Source organism: Cupriavidus sp. FW306-01-F10A, assembly GCF_058782785.1.
The window spans coordinates 167,218-188,647 of record NZ_JBYSYA010000001.1 but is presented as its reverse complement, the minus strand read 5'-3'; the positions used below and the strand labels follow the sequence as shown (position 1 = coordinate 188,647).

Genomic DNA, 21,430 nt, shown 5'->3' with positions numbered 1-21,430 from the left:
GTATCGAGCTATCTCCATTAGTTATCGCCACGCCAGGCGAAGGCGCCACCATCACCTGCACCGGGGAACCGCCGAGCCGTCATGCGCGGATGGTATGCTTGGTGCTTTCAACTCACACGCATAGGGCGCGCACCCTGATGGAAATTGCCATACTGCTGGCGCTGATTCTGCTCAACGGCCTGTTCGCGATGTCCGAGATCGCGTTGGTCACGGCCCGCAAGGCACGTCTGCAGCGCCAGATCGAGAACGGTGACCGCGGCGCGATTGCCGCGGTCCAGCTGGGCGAGGATCCTACGCGCTTCCTGTCCACGGTGCAGATCGGCATCACGTCGATCGGCGTGCTCAATGGCGTGGTCGGCGAATCCACGCTGGCGCAGCCGCTGGGCCTCTGGCTGCAAGGCTTCGGCTTGTCGCCGAACACCTCCGGCTATGTGGCGACCGCCATCGTGGTGGCCGGCCTGACCTACTTTTCCATCGTGCTGGGCGAACTGGTGCCCAAGCGCCTGGGCCAGATGGCCCCCGAAGCCATCGCGCGGCTGGTGGCGCGCCCGATCGGCTGGCTGGCCGTGGCCTCCACCCCGTTCGTCAAGCTGCTGTCCAGCTCAACGCGGCTGGTGCTGCGGCTGCTCGGCACCAAAGTCGACCGCGGCCCGGGTGTGACCGAGGAAGAAATCCACGCGCTGCTGGTCGAGGGTTCCGAAGCCGGCGTGATCGAACAGCACGAGCACACCATGGTGCGCAACGTGTTCCGGCTGGACGACCGCCAACTGGCATCGCTGATGGTGCCGCGCGGCGATGTCGTGTACCTGGACGTGGAAGAGACGCTCGATGAAAACCTGCACCGCATCGAGGAATCCGACCACTCGCGCTTTCCGGTCGTGCGCGGCGGCATGCACGACATCATCGGCGTGGTCAGCGCGCGCCAGTTGCTGGCGCGCCGGCTGCGCGGCGAAGAAGCCGACCTGAAGGCCGCGGCGCAGCCCGCGGTGTTCGTGCCCGAGAGCGTGACCGGCATGGAACTGCTGGAGAATTTCCGCGGCTCCGGCGGCCAGATGGCCTTTGTCATCGACGAGTACGGCGAAGTGCTGGGCCTGGTCACGCTGCAGGACCTGATCGAGGCCATCACCGGCGAATTCAAGGCCGACGCCGCCGGCGAGGAATGGGCAGTGCAGCGCGACGACGGCTCGTGGCTGCTCGACGGCCTGATCCCGATCCCGGAACTGAAGGACCGCATCGGCCTGCGCCAGGTGCCGGAGGAAGAAAAAGAGCGCTACCACACCCTGTCCGGCATGCTGCTCCTGCTGCTGGGCCGCCTGCCGCAGATCGCCGACAGCGTGCAATGGGGCGACTGGCGCTTCGAGATCGTCGACATGGACGGCAAACGCATCGACAAGGTGCTGGCCTCGCGCCTGCCCCCGCAGGAAGGACCTGAGGAAGAGACCACCGGCTGATCAGGCCAGCCCATCCGCCGATGCCCTGATTCCGGCAGTGGCGTCAATCCTGGATCACAGCCGATGACGGCCATATTGATCCATATCAAGTTGCAGGTTGCGACCAAGTCACCTTGGCGCAATTTGCAATGTTCCGCCCCCTCCCCTTCGCTTATGATCGGCCTGTGCGGCCCGCATGCGGCCGTGGCAGGCTGGATCACCAAGGCCTGACGACAAGCGCCGGCGGCCGCCCCAGCGGCCAGCCGAACGACCAAATCCGCTACCGGGGAGACGCGGACATCGCGAGGCCATCAACCGGCTGTCCGCAAGACCATCCATGCATCCTGATGCCGATGACATCGCCGCGCCAGCGGCCGCGGGCGCGATACAGCCTTCCGCCCTGGTGTCCGCGCTTGCCGCACGCCGCTCCGGCACCGGGCAGCCGGCGACCATCCTCTCGATCCGCCTGGACCGGTTTGCCAGCGCCTGCGAAACCCTGGGCCCCCGGCGCGCGGCCAGGCTGCAGGCCATCGTGCAGGCACGCATCGCCTGCCTGCTGCCGCCCGGCGCCATCATGCACTGGATGGCGCCGGCAGACCTGGTGGTCATTACCGCGCTGCCGGACGGCGTGCCCGACCCCGGCCCGGTGGCCAGCCGGCTGGCCGACGAGCTGTCCCGGCCGTTCGCGCTGGAGGGCTTCGAGCTGTTTATTTCGTGCAGCATCGGCGTGGCCACCGACCATCCGGATATCCCGGCTGAACGCAGCCTGCAGCAGGCCCTGGACGCCATGCTGCAAGTCGACCGACGGGGGGGCGACGGCCTGGCACGCGCCGACAAGCCCGCCACACCGCCGACCGCGCCCCTGCTGGCTGCCCTGCCCGACGCACTGGAGCGCGGCGAGCTGAGCCTGCAGCTGCAGCCGCGCGCCGACTTCGCCAGCGCCGTTGTCAGCGGCTACACCGTGCGGCTGCGCTGGCATCATGCGGCGCTGGGACGCGTGGCGCCGCAGGATTTCTTGCCGGCGGTGGAGTCGCTGGGCTGGTCGGCCGGATTGGCAGCTGGCTGCTGGAAAGCGTGCTGCCACTGGTACGCGCCGCCGAAAACGTGGCCCCGCTGCAATTCACCCTGCTGGCCTCCAGCGCGCAGCTGCACCGCCCGCAGATGGTGGAGGCGCTGGCCCATGCCCTCGACGCGGGCGGCATCGCGCCGAACCGCCTGTGCATTGAAGTGTCGGCCAGCGCCGTGCCGGCCGACCCCGACATCATTGCCCGCTTTGCCGCGCTGCGCGGGCGCGGGCTGCAACTGGCACTCGGCGATTTCGACGACAGCCCGGGCTGCCGCCGCTTGCTGACGGCGCTGCACCCGGACAGCGTCACGCTGGACGCGCGCCGGCTGGGCCATGCACCCCGGGCCGGCGAATCCGCCAACCGTGCCGAGAGCCTGCGCGCCGCCTGCAGGCTGGCCCGCAGCGCCGGCGTGTCGGTCTGTGCCAAAGGGATCGAGACCCGCCAGCAGCTCGAGGCGGTGCGGGCCTGGGGCTGCCACAGCGTGCAGGGCTACCTGCTGGCGCAGCCATTCCCCGCGACCTGGCTGCTCCAGACCCATGCGGCAATCCAGCAGCGCGCCCGGGAGCTGCTGGGGCCCCACGCCTGAGTACCGGCTGGCGTTGCGGGCCGTTGCACGATTTACAAATTGGCACATACCAGATGGCAAACCCGCTCACAGCAGCGGTAAAATCGGCGCAAATCCCTCAATCCCTGAATCTCTCGATTCTTAAAATCCTCAAAAGGAGCCCGGCGTGAAGAAAGGTTGGATCTGGTGCGTTTTGTTTGCCACCCTGTTGGCTGGCTGCAACACGATGGCGGGGCTCGGCCAGGACATTCAGCGCGGTGGCCAGAAGCTCGAAAGCTCGGCGGACCGTCACAAGTAAGCCGCCAGCCCCCCAAGTCTGATGCGGCCCGGACCGCGTCGATATGAAAACGGCACGCCGCATGGCGTGCCGTTTCTCTTTGCGCTGCCGCTGCTCAGCGCTTGTTGCGCAATGCCCTGGCCTGCTCGGCCAGCGTGCGGATGCGGCCCCAGTCGCCGCTGGCGACCGCGTCCTTAGGCACCACCCACGAACCGCCCACGCACACCACGTTCGGCAGCGCCAGGTAGGTCGGCGCCAGCGCGGCGTCGATGCCGCCGGTCGGGCAGAAGCGCAGCTGCGGCAGCGGGCCGCCCAGCGACTTCAGCATCGGCACGCCGCCCGCTGCCTGCGCCGGGAAGAACTTGAGGAAGGTGAAGCCGGCTTCCAGCGCCGCCATCGCCTCACTGGCAGTGGCCACGCCCGGCAGCAGCGAGATGCCGGCGCCGTGCGCGCCCTCGGCCAGCGCCGGGGTCAGGCCGGGCGAGACGGCAAACTGTGCGCCCGCATCGCGCACGGCGTGCAGCTGCTCGACGTTCAGCACCGTGCCGGCACCGACGCAGGCCTGCGGCAAGGCTGCCGCCACCGCCTTGATCGCTTCCAGTGCCACCGGCGTACGCAGCGTGATCTCAAGCAGCGGCAAGCCGCCGGTGACCAGCGCCTCGCTGACGTGCAGGGCCTCGTCGACCGAGTGGAATTCCAGCACCGGGATCACCGGCACGTCGGCAAGGCGTTGAAGCAGCGGGGAAGTCTGGTTTTGCATGGCTGTCTCGGAATAGGAAGTGCAGAAGCAGGGTTTCAGGGAAGCAGGAGTTCAGGCCAACGGGATCATGCGATCACTGACACCGACTGCGCCAGCCGGCCCAGCACGGTCTGGGCGTCGGGGATCGGCGCCACCGCGCCGTAACCGGTGGTAGACAGCGCCGCCGCCACGTTGGCATAGCGCGCCGCCTCGAACGGATCGGCACCCGCGGCCAGGCGCGCAACAAAGCTGCCGCCGAAGCAGTCGCCCGCGCCGGTGGCATCGACCGGCTCGACCGGATAAGGCGGCACCAGCGCGCGCGACTCTGGCGTGGCCACATAGGAGCCCTCTTCGCCCAGCTTCAGCGCGACCAGGCCGATGCCGCAGCCCAGCAGGTAGTCGACGATGGCGTCGCGGTCGTCCAGCCCGGTCAGCACGGTGATGTCATCCCAGCTGGGCAGGCACACGTCGGTCAGCATGAGGGCCTCGCGCATGATGCCGCGCGCGCGCGCCAGCGACCACAGCCGCAGCCGCAGGTTGGTGTCCAGCGTGACCTTGGTGCCGGCCTTGCGCGCATGCTCCATCGCGTCCAGCCCGGCATCGCAGGCGCTGGTGCTGATGGCCAGGCTGATGCCCGACAGGTGCAGGTAGCGCGCCGCGGCGATCGCGCCCAGCGGCAGATGCTCATGCTGGTAGCGGCTGGCGGCAGAGCCTTCGCGCAGGTAGTCGAAGCGGTGGCCGTGGTTGTCGTGCGAGACAAAATAGACCCCGGTAGGCGCGCTCGGGTCGACGCGCACATGGCGGGTATCGACCCGCTCCTGCGTCCACAGCGCGCGCAAGCGCTCGCCGAAGGTGTCGGCGCCGACCGCGCAGATATAGCCGGTGCTGGCGCCCTGGCGCGCAGCGGCAATGCAGAAGTTGGAAGTGTCGCCGCCAAAGCCTTGCAGGTAGCGCGACGGATCGTCGGGCTGCTGGTTGAACTCCACCAGCGGTTCGCCGTAGGCCAGGATGTCGATGCTCATGGGGCCGTCTGCCTCAGAAGAAGGTTTGCACGATGTCGATCACGCGCATGTCGCGGTCCAGCACCGGGATATGGCGCCACTTGTCGAAAGTCAGGCACGGGTGCGAGATATCGAAAGCGATCATGTCGCCGACCTGAACGTCGTCGCCCGGCTTGACCTGCAGGTAGGCGTGCTGGTCCATCATGCCGGTGACCTCCCAGTGCGCGGGCACGTCCACCGGCGCCTCGGTGCCGGGCCGGTACAGCCGCGCCGGGATTGGCATGCCGGCGTCGAAGGCCGCATCGCGCTTGCCCATGCCGATGATGACGCGGTCCGGTTCGGGGATCGACTGCACATAGGCCCACAGCTGCAGCGCCGGCAGCAGGCCCTCGCGCATCTTCTGCGCGACCGGGTTGCTGGCCAGGATGCGCTGCTGCGCGGCGCGGTAGATGCCTACGTCATGCGTCAGGTAGCAGCCCGGGCGCAGCACGATGTCGATCGGCGCGCCGATCTCGGTGCGCGCGAATTCCTCGGCCACCACGTCGTACCAGGCCGAGCCCGCGCCCGACATCACCACCGGGCTGCGGCCGAAGCGGCCTTCCTGTGCCAGTTGCCGCGTCACCGCCACGGTGCGCTGCAGGAACTTGCGGATATCGGCTTCTTCCTTGAGCACGCCTTCATAGATCTCGACGCCGGCCAGCGACAGCGCCTGCGGCCAGCGCGCCAGCGCGTCCAGCACGGCCTGCTGCTGCGCATCGTCGCGTACGCCGGTGCGCCCGCCTTCCACGCCCAGTTCCAGCAGCACCTGCAGCTTCTGGCCGCGCTCCTGGAAGAACTTGCCGAGCTGGTCGACCAGCGCGGCAGAGTCCACCAGCGCGAAGAATTCGAAATCCGGATCGCGCAGCAGGTCAGCGATGATTTCCATATTGCGCCGGCCCACCAGCTGGTTGGCCATCAGCACGCGCTTGACGCCGTGCGCATGCGCGGCAGCGGTCTGGTGCGCGGTGGCCAGCGTGATGCCCCACGCGCCGGCGCCGAGCTGGCGCGCAAACAGCTTGGGCGCCATGGTGGTCTTGCCATGCGGCGCAAGCTGCACGCCGTACTCGTTCATGAAGCGGCGCATCCACTCCAGGTTGTGCGCAAGCCGGTCTTCATAGAGCACCGCGGCCGGCAGGCTCAACTCTTCCTGCAACAGGTTCCAGCCGGTCTGGCCGGCCGCATCCGGGGCGATCGGGGCTTCCATCCGGCCCAGCGCCTTGTTGAGCGGATCGATCACGCCGGCCTGATACTTTATTTCATGCATGCTTGTCATCACCCTGAAAAAATCTGATTGACGTAATGATAGCCCTGAAAATAAGATATTTCATCCTTGTTATAAAGTAACACGCAGATGCCCGGAAGGGCTAGCCGGGACCACGCGACTGGCATCCGCCACGTGCGCCAATCACTGTTATAGCCCCTGCCCGCGGACACTGCAGCTTCCGTCACATTTCGATCCAACCCGTCTTCACACCAGACCTGCCGCCCATGACCGCGCCCTTCGACATCCTGACCCGCATCGCCGAGCGCGGCCCCGCGCTGCGCCTGGCCGAGCAGAAGGTGGCGCAGGTGGTGCTGGAAGACCTGGCCGGCGCGGCCGCCGCCAGCATCAATGAGCTGGCGCGCAAGGCCGGCGTCAGCGAGGCCAGCGTGACGCGCTTTGCCAAGGCCATCGGCTGCCGCGACGTGCGCGACCTGAAGTTGCGCCTGGCGCAGGCCACCGCGGTGGGTGCGCGCTTCCTGCAGCCCGGCAGCGTTCCCGCCGGTGAAGCCACCCCGGCCACGCTCGCTGACAGCATCCACGCCGACATCCTCACCGCGCTCGAAGTCAACCGCGGCATGATGGATGCGCAGCGCATCGAACAGGCCGCGCGCCTGTTGCTTGGCGCACGCATGGTCTACGCTTTTGGCATGGGCGGCGGCTCGTCGTTCATGGCCGACGAGGCGCGCCATCGCCTGGCGCGCCTGGGCCAGCCGGTGGCGAGCTACCAGGACGCCCTGCTGCAGAAGATGGTGGCGGCCACGCTGGGCCGCGACGACGTGGTGCTGGCCTTCTCGGCCAGCGGCCGCGTGCCGGAGATGCTGGCCAGCTGCGATATCGCGCGCGAGTACGGTGCCCGCCTGGTGGCCGTGACCGCGCTGGGCTCGCCGCTGGCCGCGCGTGCCGACGTGCTGCTGCCGGTGCGCACGCTGGAGACGGATTTCATTTTCAAGCCGTCGGCATCGCGCTACGCCATGCTGATGGTGCTGGACGTGCTGGCCACACAATGCGCGCTGTTGCAGCCGGACCAGAGCAAGGAGCGCCTGCGCCGGCTCAAGTACGTGCTGGACACCCACCGCGGTGAAAGCGGCCCCGCCAGGGGCCCCGACAGCCGCCAGCCGCTGGGAGACTGACCATGCCACACCTGTTCGATACCCTGATCCGCTGCGTCACCCTGATCGACGGCTCCGGCGCCGCCGCGCGCCTGGCCGACGTGGCCCTGCGCGACGGCCGCATCGCCCGCCTCGATGAAGCCGGCGCGATCGATCCCGACGCCGCCTCGCATGTAGTCGAAGGCGACGGCCTGGTCCTTGCACCGGGCTTTATCGACGTGCATACGCACGACGACACCAACGTGGTGCGCCAGCCCGAGATGACGCCCAAGCTGTCGCAGGGCGTGACCACGGTGGTGGTCGGCAACTGCGGCATCAGCGCCGCGCCGGTGACGCTGGCGGGCGAGCCGCCCGACCCGATGAACCTGCTCGGCCATGCCGACGCCTTCCGCTACCCGGATTTCAAAAGCTACGTCGATGCGGTGGAAGCCGCGCAGCCCGCGGTCAACGTTGCCGCGCTGGTCGGCCATACCGCGCTGCGCAGCAACCATATGGACCGCTTCGACCGCGCCGCCACGCCGGAAGAAATCGCGGCAATGCGCGCACAGCTGGAAGAAGCGCTGCAGCACGGCGCGCTGGGCCTGTCCACGGGCCTGGCCTACGCCAATGCCTTCAGCGCGCCGACCGATGAGGTGCTGGCGCTGGCCGAACCGCTGGCCAAGGCCGGCGCGCTCTACGCCACCCACCTGCGCAGCGAGTTCGCCGAGATCCTCGACGCCATGGACGAGGCCTTCCGCATCGGCCGCCATGCGCGCGTGCCGGTGGTGATCTCGCACCTGAAATGCGCGGGCGTGGCCAACTGGGGCCGCAGCACCGAGGTGCTGGACGCACTCGACGGCGCGCAGCGCTGGCAGCCGGTGGGCTGCGATTGTTACCCCTACACCGCCAGCTCCTCCACGCTGGACCTGAAGCAGGTCACCAGCGACTTCGACATCATGGTGACCTGGTCCGAAGGCGCGCCCGAAATGAGCGGCCGCCTGCTGGCCGATATCGCCGCCGAATGGCAGGTCGACCTGCACGAAGCCGCGCGCCGGCTGATGCCCGCGGGCGCGGTCTACCACTGCATGGAAGACGCCGACGTCGACCGCATCCTGAGCCATCCGGCCACGGTGGTCGGCTCGGACGGGCTGCCCAACGACCCGCTGCCGCATCCACGCCTGTGGGGCGCCTTCCCGCGCGTGCTGGGCCACTACGCCCGCGACCGCGAGCTGTTCCCGCTGACGGTGGCCGTCAACAAGATGACCGGCATGTCCGCCGAGCGCTTCGGCCTGCAGGAGCGCGGCTTCGTGCGCGAAGGCTACTGGGCCGACCTGGTGCTGTTCGACGCCACCACCATCCGCGATGCGGCCAGCTTTACCGATCCAATGCAACCGGCCGAGGGCATTGCCGCGGTCTGGGTCAACGGCGAGCTGTCATGGCAGCAGCGCCAGACCACCGGCGTGCGCGCCGGCCGGTTCCTGCCGCGAGGCTCGCGGCCTGAGTTCGGCGCCGCCTGACCGGCGCGCTGCCCTCCTTCCTTCCCATATCCAACACATCCCAGGAGTACCCATGGACATCAAACGATTCGGCGTCGAAGGCGGCACCGGTACCGGCGGCCAGCACATGCCCTTTGCCCGCGCGGTCGCGGCCGATGGCTGGCTCTACGTCTCCGGCCAGGTGCCGATGGTCAACGGCGAGGTCATCGACGGCGGCATCGTGCCCCAGACCCACCAGGCCATCAAGAACGTGCTGGCCATCCTGGCCGAGGCCGGCTACGGCCCCGAGCACGTCGTGCGTTGCGGCGTCTGGCTGGACGACACGCGCGACTTCGCCTCGTTCAACAAGATCTTCAAGGAATACTTCGGCGCCAACCCGCCCGCGCGCGCCTGCGTGCAGTCGAGCATGGTGGTGGACTGCAAGGTCGAAGTGGACTGCATCGCCTACAAGAAGCCGGCAGCCTGAGCCTGCTGCCTGCGGATTGTGTACTCCCCTCTCCCAACCGCGGAAGAGGGGAAAAACTAAAAACTAACCCCTGCCGCCACAAGCGGCCTTTTTTCCACACAAGGAGACAATATGGGTGCCGTCACCGGAACCACGCTCTTGGTGTATGCGCTGATCGCAGTGATCGCACTGGTGGTGCTGATCGCGCGCTTCAAGCTCAACCCCTTCATTACCCTCGTGGTCGTTTCGGTGCTGCTCGGCTTTGCCGTTGGCATGCCGATGGGCGACATCGTCAAGTCCTTTGAAGCCGGTGTCGGCGGCACGCTGGGCCATATCGCGCTGGTGGTCGGCCTTGGCACCATGCTCGGCAAGATGATGGCCGAGTCCGGCGGCGCGGAGCGCATCGCGAACACACTGATCGATTTCTTCGGCGCGAAGAACGTGCATTGGGCGATGGCCACCATCGCCTTTATCGTCGGCCTGCCGGTGTTCTTTGAAGTGGGCTTCGTGCTGCTGGTGCCGATCGCCTTCAACGTGGCCAAGCGCACCGGCACGTCGATGGTGCTGGTCGGCATCCCGATGGTGGCCGGCCTGTCCGTGGTGCACGGCCTGATTCCGCCGCACCCGGCCGCACTGCTGGCGGTGACCGCCTATGGCGCCGACATCGGCAAGACCATCATGTACGCGCTGATCGTTGGCATTCCCACCGCAGCCCTCGCCGGCCCGCTGTTCGCCAAGCTGATGGACCGCTACGTCAAGCTGCCCGAGATCAACCCGCTGGCGGACCAGTTCACCGAAGAGGATGAGCGCGTCAAGGCATCGCACGAGTTGCCGGGCTTCGGCATCACGGTGTTCACCATCCTGCTGCCCGTGATCCTGATGCTGATCGGCAGCTGGGCCGACCTGTTCACCACGCCCAAGACCTTTGCCAACGACTTCCTGAAGCTGATCGGCAACTCGGTGATGGCGCTGCTGATCGCCGCGCTGGTGAGCTTCTACACCTTCGGCAAGGCGCGCGGCTTCAACCGCGAGACCATCCTCAAGTTCACCAACGAGTGCGTGGCGCCCACCGCCATCATCACGCTCGTCGTCGGTGCCGGCGGTGGCTTTGGCCGCATCCTGCGCGACTCGGGCATCTCCAACGCCATCGTCGACGTCGCCACCGGCGCCAACGTGTCGGTGCTGGTGCTGGGCTGGCTGGTGGCGGTGATGATCCGCATCGCCACGGGCTCGGCCACGGTGGCCATGACCACCGCCGCGGGCATCGTCGCGCCGATCGCCGCCAGCGTGCCGGGCACCCGCCCGGAACTGCTGGTGCTGACCACCGGCGCCGGCTCGCTGATCCTGTCGCACGTGAACGACGGCGGCTTCTGGCTGGTCAAGGAGTACTTCAACATGACCGTGACCCAGACTTTCCAGACCTGGTCGGTCTGCGAGACCATCATCTCCGTGGTGGCGCTGCTGCTGACGCTGGGCCTGGCCACGCTGATCTGAGCGTTACCTCCCGCGCCCCCGCCCCGGGGGCGCGCCGGGCGGCCCCGGCAGGCCCCGGTATCAACCGGGATTGGCTTGCCTGCGCCACCATCCCAACTTCATGGCCGGCCGTGGCTGCCTTCGACGGCATGGGCGCGGTCTACGAAAGCCGCACGCGCATTTTCAAGAGTCGGCGATTTCTGGATCCGCTGCATGGATTCAAACTTCGCCCGCCCCTGGAAATGCGACATCTCTCATCGATTCCCCTGCACCGACAGCAAATACTGGTGGCGTCATCGGATCACCGATGATCGGGTGTGGAAAGCCCGGATGTCTGACGAGGACAGGCGTTGCGCTTGCAGCATGCAACGCCTGTGTGCTCGCATGGTTCCATGGCGGGCCAAGCGAGGCAGCCGCAAGGCTGGCCGGTTCCACCTCGTCAGACCGGTCTTTCCACCCTCGTTGACTGGCCCGCCGCCCTCACGTGGAAAGGAGTGGCGCGCACTCACTAGTGAGGAATCAATGACGACGATCGATGAAATGACTAACGAATGCCTGCAGCAGGTTCGCGCTGGTATTAACGGCGTTCTCGTACTTCTGGATCACGAAAGCGAACGCTCGGAGGGCTGCTTCAGCGCGCTTTGCCTGCTTGGCATGGTGAAGGCGCAGCTTGATGGACTGCTGGCCGAACGGGAGCGGATGCTGTAGCGGCTCGTTGGTGTGACGGGGCAGTCACCGTCACACCATCCTGCAGGCAACCTTGCCTAGATGCTTTTTTTGATGCACCATAACATCAAATCTGAGGCGAGGAGCATGCTATGCGCACGACCGTCACTATCGACGACGCCCTTTATGAACAAGCACTAGAGATAGCCGACCCTGGCATGGACAAATCTGATCTTTTTCGTGAGGCAATCAAGACTTTCGTGCGGGTGCAAGCAGCCAAGCGCCTCGCGGCGCTGGGTGGCACCGCTCCCGACATGGAAGATGTGCCACGTAGCCGCATCGAACCCGAATCGAAATGAGCGTGCTCGTCGACACCTCTGTGTGGGTGGATCATTTCAAGAACCGCAATGACGCACTGGTCAGTCTGCTCGTGTCGGATCAAGCACTGACCCACCCCATGGTCCTGGTTGAACTAGCCTGCGGGACGCCCCCGGCACCGCGTGCGCGGACACTCGGTGACATCGGGCTGTTGCAGCCCGCAAGGCAAGCGAGCTTGTCAGAGGTAATGGCGTTCATCGAGCACGAAAAATTGCATGGACTCGGTTGCGGCCTGGTGGATGTCTCATTGCTGGCTTCCACTTTGATCACGCCAGGCGCACGGCTATGGACACTGGACCAACGTCTCAACGACTTGTCAGTGCGTTTTGGTGTGGCGCATCGACCCAAGCTTCACTAGGTCACGTGAAGCGCCGCGACTCTATTCAGCAACGAGGCACTGGCTGCTGAAAGCGACCGGCAGGTTAACCTGCACCAGGTTCGCGACGTTTTTTTGGCCACGTCATACCCCGACCACACTCATCAGCGCATCCAGCCGCGCCTTGTCTGCCAGCAACACAGCGCTGTCCGACGCATGCACCACCCTTCCCCGGTCCAGCACCATCGCCCGCTGCGTCATCGCCAGTGCCAGCCGCGCATTCCGTTCCACCACGATCGCCGCCATGTCCGACTGGCCGATCAGTTGCCGGATCACCCGCCGCAGTTCCTGCATGATGATCGGCGCCGAGCCTTCCATCGGTTCGTCCAGCATCAACAGCGCCGGGTTGAGCATCAGTTTGTCGCGCAACTGATCAACGCAACGGTTTACAAGGGTCCGCCCGCAGCCTAAGGTCAACCAGTAAGTCACTTGCCGGGAACCATCCCATGTCGATCGACCGCCGCTCCTTCCTCAGCCTTGCAGCAGGCCTGGCCGCTACCGGCCTCGGCCCTGTGCTGCCGGCTCATGCCGCCACCGTCGCCGCCCCCTTGCGCCGCAATATCCCGGGCACCACCGAAGCCCTGCCCGTGATCGGCATGGGCACCGCCGACACCTTCAACGTCGGCACCGGCGCCGACGAACGCAAGCCGCTGGCGGAGGTGATGGGCCTGCTGCTGCAGAGCGAAGGCTCGGTCGTCGATACCGCGCCCAGCTACGGCAGCGCCGAGGCCGTGACCGGCGACCTGCTGCGCGCGGCCAACGCCCGCAGCCGGGTGTTCCTGGCCACCAAGATCTCGGCCAAATCCGGCGCGCCCGCGCAGGCGCAATGGGCGCGCTCGCTGGCCGACCTGCATGTAGACAAGGTCGACCTGCTGCAGATACACAACCTGATCGACTGGCAGGCCAACCTGCGCTGGCTGCGCGAGCTGAAGGAACAGGGCCGCATCCGCTACCTGGGCATCACCCATTACCGCGAGGACGCGCACGAGGCGCTGGAGAAGATCGTGCGCAGCGAGCGCGTGGACTTTGTCCAGATCAACTATTCAGTGGCCGAGCGCAATGCCGAGCGCACGCTGCTGCCGCTGTGTGAAGCACGCGGCGTGGCGGTGCTGATCAACCGGCCATTCCAGGACGGACGCCTCTTTCGCGCCGTCAAGGACCGCCCGCTGCCGCCGTGGGCCGGCGATATCGACTGCGGCTCGTGGGCCCAGCTGTTCCTGAAGTTCATCGTCAGCCATCCCGCCGTGACCGCGGCGATCCCGGCCACCTCCAAGCCGCCCAACATGGCCGACAACCTCGGCGCCGGACTGGGCCGCATGCCCGATCCCGGCCAGCGCGAGCGCATCGCCGCGCTGCTGCGCTGAGCCGTACCGATCGTGGACGATCCCGCGCGCGACCCGCCTGCCGGCGGCCTGGCCCGGCTGCGGCGCGGTTTCGGCATCCGCCCCGGCGAGGGCGGCGCCGTGGTGGCCGGCTTCCTGTTTTTCTTCTGCCTGTTCGCCAGCTATTTCATGCTGCGGCCGGTGCGCGAGACCATGGGCATTGCCGGCGGCGTGAAGAACCTGCAGTGGCTGTTCACCGCCACCTTTGTCGTGATGCTGGCCGCGATCCCGCTGTACGGCGCGGTCTGCGCGTGGCTGCCGCGGCGCCGCTTCGTGCCCTGGGTGTACGCCTTCTTTATCGCCAACCTGCTTGGCTTTGCGCTGGCCACTCGCGCCCTGCCTGACAACGTCTGGCTGGCGCGCGTGTTCTACGTGTGGCTGTCGGTGTTCAACCTGTTCGTGGTGTCCGTGGCATGGAGCCTGATGGCGGATGTGTTCCGCCCCGAGCAGGCGCGCCGTCTGTTCGCACTGCTGGCCGCCGGCGCCAGCGCGGGTGGGCTGGCCGGCCCCGTGCTGGGCGGCTGGCTGGTGCCGCGGATCGGCCTGACCGGACTGATGCTGCTGTCGGCCGCGCTGCTGGCCGCAACGCTGCCCGGCGTGGGCTGGCTGTTCGGCTGGCGCCGCCGCGCCGGCGCGGGCGTGGTGCAGCCGGGCGAAGCCCCGGCCGGCGCGGCGCAGGATCCGGCCAACCCCATCGGCGGCGGGCTGCTGGCCGGGCTGTCGCTGCTGCTGCGCTCGCGCTACCTGCTTGGCATCGGCCTGTTCGTGATCCTGCTGGCCACGGCCAGCACCTTCCTGTATTTCGAGCAGGCGCGGCTGGTGGCCGAGGCCTTCCCGGAGCGCACCCGCCAGACCCAGGTCTTCAGCGCGCTGGATGCTGCCGTGCAGGCGCTGACCATCCTGGTCCAGCTCTTCTTCACCGGCCGCATGGCGCGCCGCTATGGCGTCACCGTGCTGCTGACCGCGGTGCCGCTGGCGGTGACCTGCGGCTTTCTCGTACTGGCGATGCTGCCGACCTTCGGCGTGCTGGCCGGCGTGATGATCCTGCGGCGCGTGGGCGAATACGCACTGCTGCGCCCCGGGCGCGAGATGCTGTTCACCGTGGTCGATCCCGAGACCAAGTACAAGGCCAAGAACGTGATCGACACCGCCGTCTACCGTGCGGGCGATGCGGTCAGTGCGTGGGTCAAGACGGCGATCGATGCGCTGTCGGGCCATCCCGCCACGGTGGCGCTGGCTGGCGCCGTGCTGGCGCTGGTGTGGGCGGGGCTGGGCTGGTGGCTGGGGCGGCGGCATGAGGGTCAACTGGCCCCGCCGGATGCCAGTCCGCGCCGTGCCGTGGGGAATACCGCTGCACGCTAATGCCCAGGACAAGGGTTTTCCCGGTTGACGCTGTGCCTGCGAAGCCATACATTGGCCACGCAGATCTAGATAAGAGACCATCTGTAAGATGGTCTCTTCGCGCCTTGCAGTTGCTGCGGCCTCTTACAGAACAAATAAGAGGAGACCGCCGTGCAACACTCTGCCATCAAGATTCGTGGCATCGATGATGTCATTGCCTACATAGATTCCTGCCCAGGCATTCGCGGCAGGGCCGGTGTCATCTGGTGGCTCGCACTCGGCGGGCTATTCCTTGATGCATTTTCCAATTCTGCACTGAGCGCCGGCCTCGGGCCGATGACGCGCAACCTTCAACTCGCGCCGGCAAAAGTCGCCCTGTTGACCTCGTTTGCTTCATGGGTGGCCATTGCCTTCAACCCTATCGGCGGCTGGATGGCCGACCGCTGGGGCCGCGTCCGCCCGCTGATCCTCGCCAAGGTCCTGGCTGTGGCCGGCGCATTGCTGGTGGTGTTTGCCCCCGGCTTCGAGGTGATCCTGGCCGGTCGCTTCTTTGTCGGCGCGGCCTACGGCATCGACTTTGCCATCGCCATGGCGGTGCTGGCGGAGTTCACGCCGGTGAAACTCAAGAGTCGGCTGAACACGTGGCAAGGCATGTGGTACACGGCCGTCTGCTCTAACCTGTTGCTGGCACTGCTGTTCTACTCCTGGGACGTTGGCGACACGATCTGGCGCTACTCGGTGGCAGCCACCGCGGTCTTCGGCGTGATCATCCTGCTGCTGCAGGGCCTGTTCCTGGTGGAAAGCCCGATCTGGCTGGCGCGCAAGGAATTGCTCGATGCCGCCGCACATGCCATGACGCGCATCTACGGACGTGAGTTCGTTGCCGCACCGCCCGCGGAACGCATCCCCGTCCTCAACCAGGCGCGCCGCGGCCTGGCCAACGTGCTGCTGATCTTCCGCGGCGTCTACCTGCCGCGCACCGTGCTGGCGGCAACTGTGCAGATCGGGCAGTCGATCCAGTACTTCGCGATCGGCTGGTACCTGCCGCTGATCAGTGCGGCCCTGTTCGGCAAGGACTTTGTGTACGCGACGATCGGCGCGCTGGTCTTCAACGTCTGCGGCATCTTTGGCGGGTTCCTCTCGCCCTTGATAGGCCGCAAGCTGGGCCTGCGCCGCGCCTCGGCGTTCGGCTTTGCTGCGGTATTCGCCATGCTGCTGATCCTGGGCCTGTTCAACGGCAAGATGCCGATGTGGATGGCAGTGGTCGTTCCGTCGCTGTTCATTCTGTTCCACTCGGGCGGACCCGGCGCAAATGGCAAGAGCCTGTCGTCACTGTCTTTCCGCAGTGAACTGCGCGCGGGCGCCAACGGCATCATCGGCGCACTCGGTGCCATCGGCGCTGCACTGGGCCTGCTGGTGTTCCCGCTGTTCCGCGCACAGTATGGGCTGGAGACCACCTTCCTGATCCTGTCCGTGGTCCCGCTGCTGGCCAGCATCATCTGCTTCGCGATCCGCTGGGACCCGACCCGCACCACCATCAACCCCGACAATGAAGCCGATGCCCCGCAGTTCAAGGGCGATGTGCCGGACGCTCCGGGCTTCATGAATCCCGCGATTGAAAAGGCCCGCCCATGACCCAGCGCAGAAATGTCATCCTTGCAATCGATGAGGGCACCTCAGGCACGCGGGCAGCGGTGGTGGCCGCCGACGGTCATGTCATGTGCCTCGAGTACACCACGCTTGAGGTCCGTTCCCCCTGCCCCGGCGTGGTCGAACAGGACGCCGACGTCCTGCTCGACAAGACCCTGGCGGTTTGCCGCGCCACCCTGGCGCAGGCCGCTCACGAAGACCTGACCGTCACCGCCCTCGCCATCGCGACCCAGCGCGCCACCGCGGTACTGTGGGACACGCAGACCGGACGTGCGCTGGTACCCGCCATGGTGTGGCAGGACACGCGATACGCAGCCGATCTCGACCAGCTTGCGCCGGCATGGGACGCGACTCTGCGCGAAGCAGTCGGCCGCCCCACCGGTGTGCGCTCGCCTTACCTGTGGGCGGCGCGGCACCTGCGTGACACGCCGGCTGTGGCTGACGCCTTCCGTGCGCGCCGGCTCGCCTTCGGCACCATCGACAGCTGGCTGCTCTGGCACCTGTCGACGGCACGCGCGTGCATCACCACGCCGACCAATGCCACCTCATGCAACGCCTACGTGCTGACCGGGCATCGCTACCAGCTCGACTGGATCGACGCGCTTGGCTTTCCGCGCGAGCTGCTGCCTGAGCTGCGCCAGGATGCGGACGACTTCGGCCGCACGCGGCCGGACGTGCTGGGGATTGACGTGCCGATCCTCGCTTGTGCCGGGGACCAGCTCGCCGGCGCAATCGGCCTAGGATGCCTCGATGCCGGCCAGGCGATGTGCCTGCATGGCACCGGCAGCTTCGTCGACCTGGTAGTCGGTCCGAACCTTCCCGCACGCAGCGGCAAGTCGGACAGCACCCTGACCATGACCGCACGCCGGCAGCTGGGCGTGTCGCATTTCTCCGTCGAAACCTTTGTCGCCACCACCGGCTCCGCGCTCAACTGGGTCTGCGACAAGCTCGGCTGGTTCGAGAATGCCAGGCAAATCAGTGCGCTGGCCAGCACTGTTGCATCGTCACGAAGCGTGACCTTTATTCCCGCGCTGACCGGCCTGCGAGTCCCACGCATGCAGCCTGAAGCGCGCGCAGCATTGACCGGTATCTCGATGGCAACGACGCAGGCCGAGATGGCCTTTGCCATCCTCGAAGGCATTGCCCACTCGGTGACTTCCTGCATCGAGGCCAACCGGGAGATCGCGGGCGTGCCAGTGTCGGAACTGGTGGTCGGCGGCGGCTTGTCCGGCAGCGATGCGCTGCTGCAGATGCAGGCGGATCTCAGCGGAATTTCCATCCACCGCATGAAGGAGACCGACCGCGCCAGCCTGCGCGGCATCGCTTACCTTGCCGGCTCGTCCGGCCTGCTTTGGGATTCCATGCAGCAGGCCCGGGCCACCACGACCCCGGACGCGGTATTCGAACCTGCGATCAGCGCCGATGAGCGCGCCCAGCGGCGCGCGCTCTGGAATGCGCGGGTGGCATCCGAGCTCAACCATGCGGACGCGCTTGCGGTCCATTAACCAGGAGCAACAACAGACATGGTGATTTTTCCATCCCGCAGCGCTAACCGCGAGCGCGCCGCCATGACCAGCACCGAGCCATTGCGGCTGATGCGCCGGGACCTGCTCGACCGCCTGGAGGCGGATGCGTTCGACATCCTGGTGGTCGGCGGCGGCGTGACGGGCGCCTACGCCGCGCTGGATGCCAGCTTGCGCGGCTATCGCGTGGCGCTGGTTGAAAAGTGCGACTTCGCCGCGGGGACCTCGTCCAAGTCATCAAAGATGGTGCACGGCGGCCTGCGCTATATCGAGCAGGGCAATCTCGGCCTGGTGCGCCATTCACTGCTGGAGCGCCAGCGCCTGCGCCGCAACGCGCGCCATCTGGTGCAGCGGCTGCCGTTCCTGTTCCCGGTGATGGAGCGCAACGGCGTGTTCGACAAGCGCCTGGCCAAGGCCTTCGAAAGCCTGCTCTGGACCTACGACCTCGCCGGTGGCTGGCGCGAGGGAATCCTGCACCAGAAGCTGACCAAGGCCGAGGTGCTGTCACACTGCCCGACCTTCAATGAGGAACATCTGACCGGCGGCTACCTGTACTTCGATGCGCGCGTCGATGATGCCCGCCTGACACTGAACATCGCACGCACGGCAGCGTTCCATGGCGCGGCCGTGGTCAATCACGCGACCGTCGCCGAGATCACCCGCGATGGCCACGGCAAGGTGGATGGCGCCATTGTCCACGCCGGCGAGCGCGAGATCCGCGTGCGCGCAGGCGTGGTCATCATGGCAACCGGCGTCTGGCTGCGCGACTGGACCGGCCGCAGGAAGGGCGAAGCCAGGACCCTGCACATCCGCCCTGCCAAGGGCGTCCACATTGCCATCCCGTGGCTGAAGATCCGCAATGACTGCACGGTGACGATCCCGGTGCCCGGCCGCAACCGCCGGGCAACCATCACGCGGTGGGGCAATGTGTCCTACCTCGGCACCACCGACGAAGACTATGAGGGCGACCTCGACAATGTCATGTGCACCCGGCAGGAACTGGACTTCCTGCTGGAGGGCGCGCGCTCGGCACTAAAGACCGACCTGACGCCGGATGACGTGGTGGGCAGCATCGCGGGGTGCCGCCCGCTGGTGGCGCCGCCCGGCGGCAAGACCCTGGAAATCAGGCGCAATCACGAGATTCATACCGCCGACGACGGCCTGGTGACCATCGTCGGCGGCAAGCTCACGACCTCGCGGCACATGGCAGAGCAAACCATCGATGCCGCGCAGAAGGTCATCGGCAAGCGCAGCAAGTGCCTGACCAGATCGGCCTATCTGCTCGGGGCGGCTGGCTATGACGCGCAGGCCATCGTCGCATCCGGCGGCATGTCCGCGCACCTGGGCGAGCGCTATGGCACGGAGGCGCGCTTTGTCAGCGACATCCTGCAGGCGGACGCCACCCTGGCCAGGCCGATCGTCGAAGGCCTGCCGTATACCGAAGCCGAAATCGTCTACGCCGTGCGTCATGAACTGGCCGGCACGGTTGACGACGTCTTGTCACGACGCATCCGTGCCCGCCTGATGGCGCGCGATGCCTCCGCCCGTGCCGCAGCGCGGGTGGGCCAGATCCTCCAGGCCGAACTCGGATTGTCCGAAGCGGCCGTGGCGCGGCAGGTCAGCGAATACCTGGCCGCCGTCGCCCTCGAAAAATCCGTCCTCATGGGAGACTCAGCATGATCAGCAAGGAAGCCATCAAGCGCGGCTACAACCGCGGCAACTACGTTGTCGGCGCCCACACGCCGCCGGGCTATGCGGCGAACATCCAGGGCACGCCGGATGCGCCGGGCCTGCAACGCGACACCATTGCCGTCTGCGCGGCCGATGTCGCGGCCCTGCGCAAGGTGGCCGACGAGGTCCTGACCGATACCGCCGACGTCGTGGCGTGGACCCGCGACTGGTGGGCCGGATCGATGATCACGGAGACCGCGGGCAAGCCCGCCACGCCGCGCGGGGTCATCGTGCGCGCTTCCACCGTGGAACAGGTGCAGGCAGTCATGCGCATTGCCAGCGCCAGCGCCATTCCGGTCACCGTATCGGCCGGCCGCAGCAACGTCACGGGCGCTGCCCTGCCCGTGCGCGGCGGCATCGTGCTGGACGTGTGCGGCCTGAACCAGCTGGTCGGATTCGACAAGGACAGCCAGATCGTCGACGTGGAAGCCGGCATGTTCGGCGACATTTTCGAGGAGACCGTGCAGAAGGAATTCGGCATGACGATGGGCCACTGGCCTTCGTCGTACGCGATCAGCACGGTCGGCGGATGGGTAGCCTGCCGCGGCGCCGGCCAGTTGTCCACGCGCTATGGCAAGATCGAGGACATGGTGTTCGGCATGGACGTGGTGCTGGCCGACGGCAGCCTGGTCACCGTGGGCGGCTACTCGCGCGCGGCATTGGGCCCGGATCTGCAGCAACTGTTCATCGGGTCCGAGGGCATGCTGGGCGTGATCGTGCGCGTGCGCCTCAAGCTGCACCGCCTGCCCGACTACGGGCGCGCCATCGCCTATGGCTTCAAGACCTTTGCCATCGGCCTGGAGGCCTGCCGCGAGATCATGCAGCGCGGGGCCAACCCGGCCGCGCTGCGGCTCTATGACGTACTGGAAAGCGGCGTGCAGTTCGGACTGCCGGACACCAACGTCCTGCTGGTTGCCGACGAGGGCGCGCGCGAGATGGTCGATGCGGTGATGACGATCAGCGAGCGCGTGTGCCAGGAACTTGGTGACAAACTGGACAGCGAGTCCATTTTCGAGCGCTGGCTCGACACGCGCTACCTGACCGGCAAGAGCGCCGAGGGCTTCAAGCGCAGCCCCGGCTTTGTCGCCGATACGCTCGAAATGTCAGGGCCGTGGCGCGACCTGGCTGCCATCTACACGGACGTGGTCAAGGCCATCAATGCCGTGCCGGGCACCCTCGCCGGCTCCGCGCACCAGTCGCACGCCTATGTGGACGGCGCCTGCCTGTACTTCTCGCTGCGCGGCGAGGTCGCGGTGGAAGATCGCCAGAAGTGGTATCGCCAGGCATGGGATGCTGCCAATGCGGTGCTGATCCAATACAATGCGGCACTGAGCCACCACCACGGAATCGGACTGCTGCGCGCGCCATATATGGCCTCGTCGCTGGACACGGCGTTCCCGCTGCTGGCGGCGGTCAAGCAGGCACTCGACCCGCAGAATATCCTGAACCCAGGCAAGCTGGGTCTCAGTGACGTGCTCACCAACGAACCGAAGTAACCA

19 protein-coding genes and 2 pseudogenes are annotated in these 21,430 nt (G+C 66.9%); 16 read left to right on the top strand and 5 right to left on the bottom strand.

What is annotated here, in order from left to right:
* Nucleotides 1-137: 137 nt before the first annotated feature.
* Entirely contained in the window at nucleotides 138-1,451 is a 1,314-nt protein-coding gene (locus AC3WLF_RS00885; RefSeq protein WP_492317172.1) for a hemolysin family protein, read from the top strand.
* 259 nt (nucleotides 1,452-1,710) lie between these two features.
* On the opposite strand, the gene AC3WLF_RS00880 is transcribed toward AC3WLF_RS00885, so the two are convergent.
* Nucleotides 1,711-2,412, bottom strand: coding sequence for a hypothetical protein (locus tag AC3WLF_RS00880; protein ID WP_492357812.1), 702 nt, complete (start codon nucleotides 2,410-2,412; stop codon nucleotides 1,711-1,713).
* Here AC3WLF_RS00880 and AC3WLF_RS00875 point away from each other — a divergent pair.
* Nucleotides 2,293-3,083, top strand: a pseudogene (locus AC3WLF_RS00875) (EAL domain-containing protein). The gene AC3WLF_RS00880 and the pseudogene AC3WLF_RS00875 overlap by 120 nt on opposite strands.
* A gap of 145 nt (nucleotides 3,084-3,228) precedes the next feature.
* Complete coding sequence (locus tag AC3WLF_RS00870; protein WP_010814145.1) at nucleotides 3,229-3,360, top strand: entericidin A/B family lipoprotein; 132 nt, start codon at nucleotides 3,229-3,231, stop codon at nucleotides 3,358-3,360.
* A 94-nt stretch (nucleotides 3,361-3,454) separates the two neighbouring features.
* Here AC3WLF_RS00870 and AC3WLF_RS00865 read toward each other — a convergent pair whose 3' ends face one another.
* The 3 genes from AC3WLF_RS00865 to AC3WLF_RS00855 form a co-directional block, all read right to left on the bottom strand.
* Nucleotides 3,455-4,099: a bifunctional 4-hydroxy-2-oxoglutarate aldolase/2-dehydro-3-deoxy-phosphogluconate aldolase gene (locus AC3WLF_RS00865; protein WP_492318455.1), complete on the bottom strand. Its 645-nt coding sequence runs from the start codon at nucleotides 4,097-4,099 to the stop codon at nucleotides 3,455-3,457.
* A 65-nt stretch (nucleotides 4,100-4,164) separates the two neighbouring features.
* A complete protein-coding gene (locus AC3WLF_RS00860; protein ID WP_492318456.1) occupies nucleotides 4,165-5,100 on the bottom strand; it encodes a sugar kinase in 936 nt (311 codons plus the stop codon).
* Between the two features lie 13 nt (nucleotides 5,101-5,113).
* Nucleotides 5,114-6,382, bottom strand: coding sequence for an amino acid deaminase (locus tag AC3WLF_RS00855; RefSeq protein WP_492318457.1), 1,269 nt, complete (start codon nucleotides 6,380-6,382; stop codon nucleotides 5,114-5,116).
* 224 nt (nucleotides 6,383-6,606) lie between these two features.
* On the opposite strand from AC3WLF_RS00855, the gene AC3WLF_RS00850 reads away from it, so the two are divergent.
* The 7 genes from AC3WLF_RS00850 to AC3WLF_RS00820 all read left to right on the top strand — a co-directional run bounded on the left by AC3WLF_RS00850 (nucleotide 6,607) and on the right by AC3WLF_RS00820 (nucleotide 12,286).
* Nucleotides 6,607-7,512, top strand: coding sequence for a MurR/RpiR family transcriptional regulator (locus tag AC3WLF_RS00850; protein WP_492318458.1), 906 nt, complete (start codon nucleotides 6,607-6,609; stop codon nucleotides 7,510-7,512).
* Nucleotides 7,513-7,514: 2 nt separating this feature from the next.
* Entirely contained in the window at nucleotides 7,515-8,987 is a 1,473-nt protein-coding gene (locus AC3WLF_RS00845; RefSeq protein WP_492351892.1) for an N-acyl-D-amino-acid deacylase family protein, read from the top strand.
* Between the two features lie 52 nt (nucleotides 8,988-9,039).
* Nucleotides 9,040-9,432 (top strand): RidA family protein, encoded by a 393-nt coding sequence (locus AC3WLF_RS00840; RefSeq protein ID WP_012355941.1) that lies wholly within the window; start codon nucleotides 9,040-9,042, stop codon nucleotides 9,430-9,432.
* A 111-nt stretch (nucleotides 9,433-9,543) separates the two neighbouring features.
* A complete protein-coding gene (locus AC3WLF_RS00835) occupies nucleotides 9,544-10,905 on the top strand; it encodes a GntP family permease (RefSeq protein WP_492318460.1) in 1,362 nt (453 codons plus the stop codon).
* Nucleotides 10,906-11,406: 501 nt separating this feature from the next.
* Nucleotides 11,407-11,592, top strand: a complete 186-nt coding sequence (locus tag AC3WLF_RS00830) for a hypothetical protein (RefSeq protein WP_492318461.1) — start codon at nucleotides 11,407-11,409, stop codon at nucleotides 11,590-11,592.
* Between the two features lie 110 nt (nucleotides 11,593-11,702).
* Nucleotides 11,703-11,909 carry a type II toxin-antitoxin system VapB family antitoxin gene (locus tag AC3WLF_RS00825; RefSeq protein ID WP_492318462.1) on the top strand — a complete coding sequence of 69 codons (207 nt, stop codon included), beginning with the start codon at nucleotides 11,703-11,705 and terminating at the stop codon, nucleotides 11,907-11,909.
* Nucleotides 11,906-12,286 (top strand): type II toxin-antitoxin system VapC family toxin, encoded by a 381-nt coding sequence (locus tag AC3WLF_RS00820; protein WP_492318463.1) that lies wholly within the window; start codon nucleotides 11,906-11,908, stop codon nucleotides 12,284-12,286. Before AC3WLF_RS00825 ends, AC3WLF_RS00820 begins: the two co-directional genes overlap by 4 nt.
* Nucleotides 12,287-12,388: 102 nt before the next feature.
* Here AC3WLF_RS00820 and AC3WLF_RS00815 read toward each other — a convergent pair.
* A pseudogene (locus tag AC3WLF_RS00815) lies at nucleotides 12,389-12,661 on the bottom strand (ABC transporter ATP-binding protein); the annotation flags it as partial.
* Nucleotides 12,662-12,750: 89 nt separating this feature from the next.
* Between AC3WLF_RS00815 and AC3WLF_RS00810 the strand changes: the two are divergent.
* From AC3WLF_RS00810 to AC3WLF_RS00785, 6 genes are all read left to right on the top strand, one after another.
* On the top strand, nucleotides 12,751-13,668 hold the full coding sequence (locus AC3WLF_RS00810) for an aldo/keto reductase (protein ID WP_492318464.1): 918 nt from the start codon (nucleotides 12,751-12,753) through the stop codon (nucleotides 13,666-13,668).
* Nucleotides 13,669-13,680: 12 nt separating this feature from the next.
* Entirely contained in the window at nucleotides 13,681-15,048 is a 1,368-nt protein-coding gene (locus AC3WLF_RS00805) for an NTP/NDP exchange transporter (RefSeq protein ID WP_492318465.1), read from the top strand.
* 150 nt (nucleotides 15,049-15,198) lie between these two features.
* Nucleotides 15,199-16,662, top strand: a complete 1,464-nt coding sequence (locus AC3WLF_RS00800; protein ID WP_492351890.1) for an MFS transporter — start codon at nucleotides 15,199-15,201, stop codon at nucleotides 16,660-16,662.
* Nucleotides 16,659-18,182 (top strand): FGGY family carbohydrate kinase, encoded by a 1,524-nt coding sequence (locus AC3WLF_RS00795; protein ID WP_492318467.1) that lies wholly within the window; start codon nucleotides 16,659-16,661, stop codon nucleotides 18,180-18,182. The genes AC3WLF_RS00800 and AC3WLF_RS00795 overlap by 4 nt, the downstream gene beginning before the upstream one ends.
* An 18-nt stretch (nucleotides 18,183-18,200) precedes the next feature.
* Nucleotides 18,201-19,880 (top strand): glycerol-3-phosphate dehydrogenase/oxidase, encoded by a 1,680-nt coding sequence (locus tag AC3WLF_RS00790; protein WP_492318468.1) that lies wholly within the window; start codon nucleotides 18,201-18,203, stop codon nucleotides 19,878-19,880.
* The gene (locus AC3WLF_RS00785; RefSeq protein WP_492357662.1) at nucleotides 19,877-21,427 is read left to right on the top strand and encodes an FAD-binding oxidoreductase; all 1,551 of its coding nucleotides are present in this window, start codon (nucleotides 19,877-19,879) and stop codon (nucleotides 21,425-21,427) included. The genes AC3WLF_RS00790 and AC3WLF_RS00785 overlap by 4 nt, the downstream gene beginning before the upstream one ends.
* The last annotated feature ends 3 nt before the right edge of the window (nucleotides 21,428-21,430 follow it).

What these genes read in the sequence shown, in the direction of transcription:
- AC3WLF_RS00880 (WP_492357812.1), bottom strand. Translation starts at nt 2,412, where the DNA reads ATGATGCCAGCGCAGCCGCACGGTGTAGCCGCTGACAACGGCGCTGGC.
- AC3WLF_RS00790 (WP_492318468.1), top strand. Translation starts at nt 18,201, where the DNA reads ATGGTGATTTTTCCATCCCGCAGCGCTAACCGCGAGCGCGCCGCCATG.
- AC3WLF_RS00795 (WP_492318467.1), top strand. Translation starts at nt 16,659, where the DNA reads ATGACCCAGCGCAGAAATGTCATCCTTGCAATCGATGAGGGCACCTCA.
- AC3WLF_RS00845 (WP_492351892.1), top strand. Translation starts at nt 7,515, where the DNA reads ATGCCACACCTGTTCGATACCCTGATCCGCTGCGTCACCCTGATCGAC.
- AC3WLF_RS00820 (WP_492318463.1), top strand. Translation starts at nt 11,906, where the DNA reads ATGAGCGTGCTCGTCGACACCTCTGTGTGGGTGGATCATTTCAAGAAC.
- AC3WLF_RS00860 (WP_492318456.1), bottom strand. Translation starts at nt 5,100, where the DNA reads ATGAGCATCGACATCCTGGCCTACGGCGAACCGCTGGTGGAGTTCAAC.
- AC3WLF_RS00865 (WP_492318455.1), bottom strand. Translation starts at nt 4,099, where the DNA reads ATGCAAAACCAGACTTCCCCGCTGCTTCAACGCCTTGCCGACGTGCCG.
- AC3WLF_RS00830 (WP_492318461.1), top strand. Translation starts at nt 11,407, where the DNA reads ATGACGACGATCGATGAAATGACTAACGAATGCCTGCAGCAGGTTCGC.
- AC3WLF_RS00835 (WP_492318460.1), top strand. Translation starts at nt 9,544, where the DNA reads ATGGGTGCCGTCACCGGAACCACGCTCTTGGTGTATGCGCTGATCGCA.
- AC3WLF_RS00885 (WP_492317172.1), top strand. Translation starts at nt 138, where the DNA reads ATGGAAATTGCCATACTGCTGGCGCTGATTCTGCTCAACGGCCTGTTC.
- AC3WLF_RS00840 (WP_012355941.1), top strand. Translation starts at nt 9,040, where the DNA reads ATGGACATCAAACGATTCGGCGTCGAAGGCGGCACCGGTACCGGCGGC.
- AC3WLF_RS00810 (WP_492318464.1), top strand. Translation starts at nt 12,751, where the DNA reads ATGTCGATCGACCGCCGCTCCTTCCTCAGCCTTGCAGCAGGCCTGGCC.
- AC3WLF_RS00825 (WP_492318462.1), top strand. Translation starts at nt 11,703, where the DNA reads ATGCGCACGACCGTCACTATCGACGACGCCCTTTATGAACAAGCACTA.
- AC3WLF_RS00785 (WP_492357662.1), top strand. Translation starts at nt 19,877, where the DNA reads ATGATCAGCAAGGAAGCCATCAAGCGCGGCTACAACCGCGGCAACTAC.
- AC3WLF_RS00850 (WP_492318458.1), top strand. Translation starts at nt 6,607, where the DNA reads ATGACCGCGCCCTTCGACATCCTGACCCGCATCGCCGAGCGCGGCCCC.
- AC3WLF_RS00855 (WP_492318457.1), bottom strand. Translation starts at nt 6,382, where the DNA reads ATGCATGAAATAAAGTATCAGGCCGGCGTGATCGATCCGCTCAACAAG.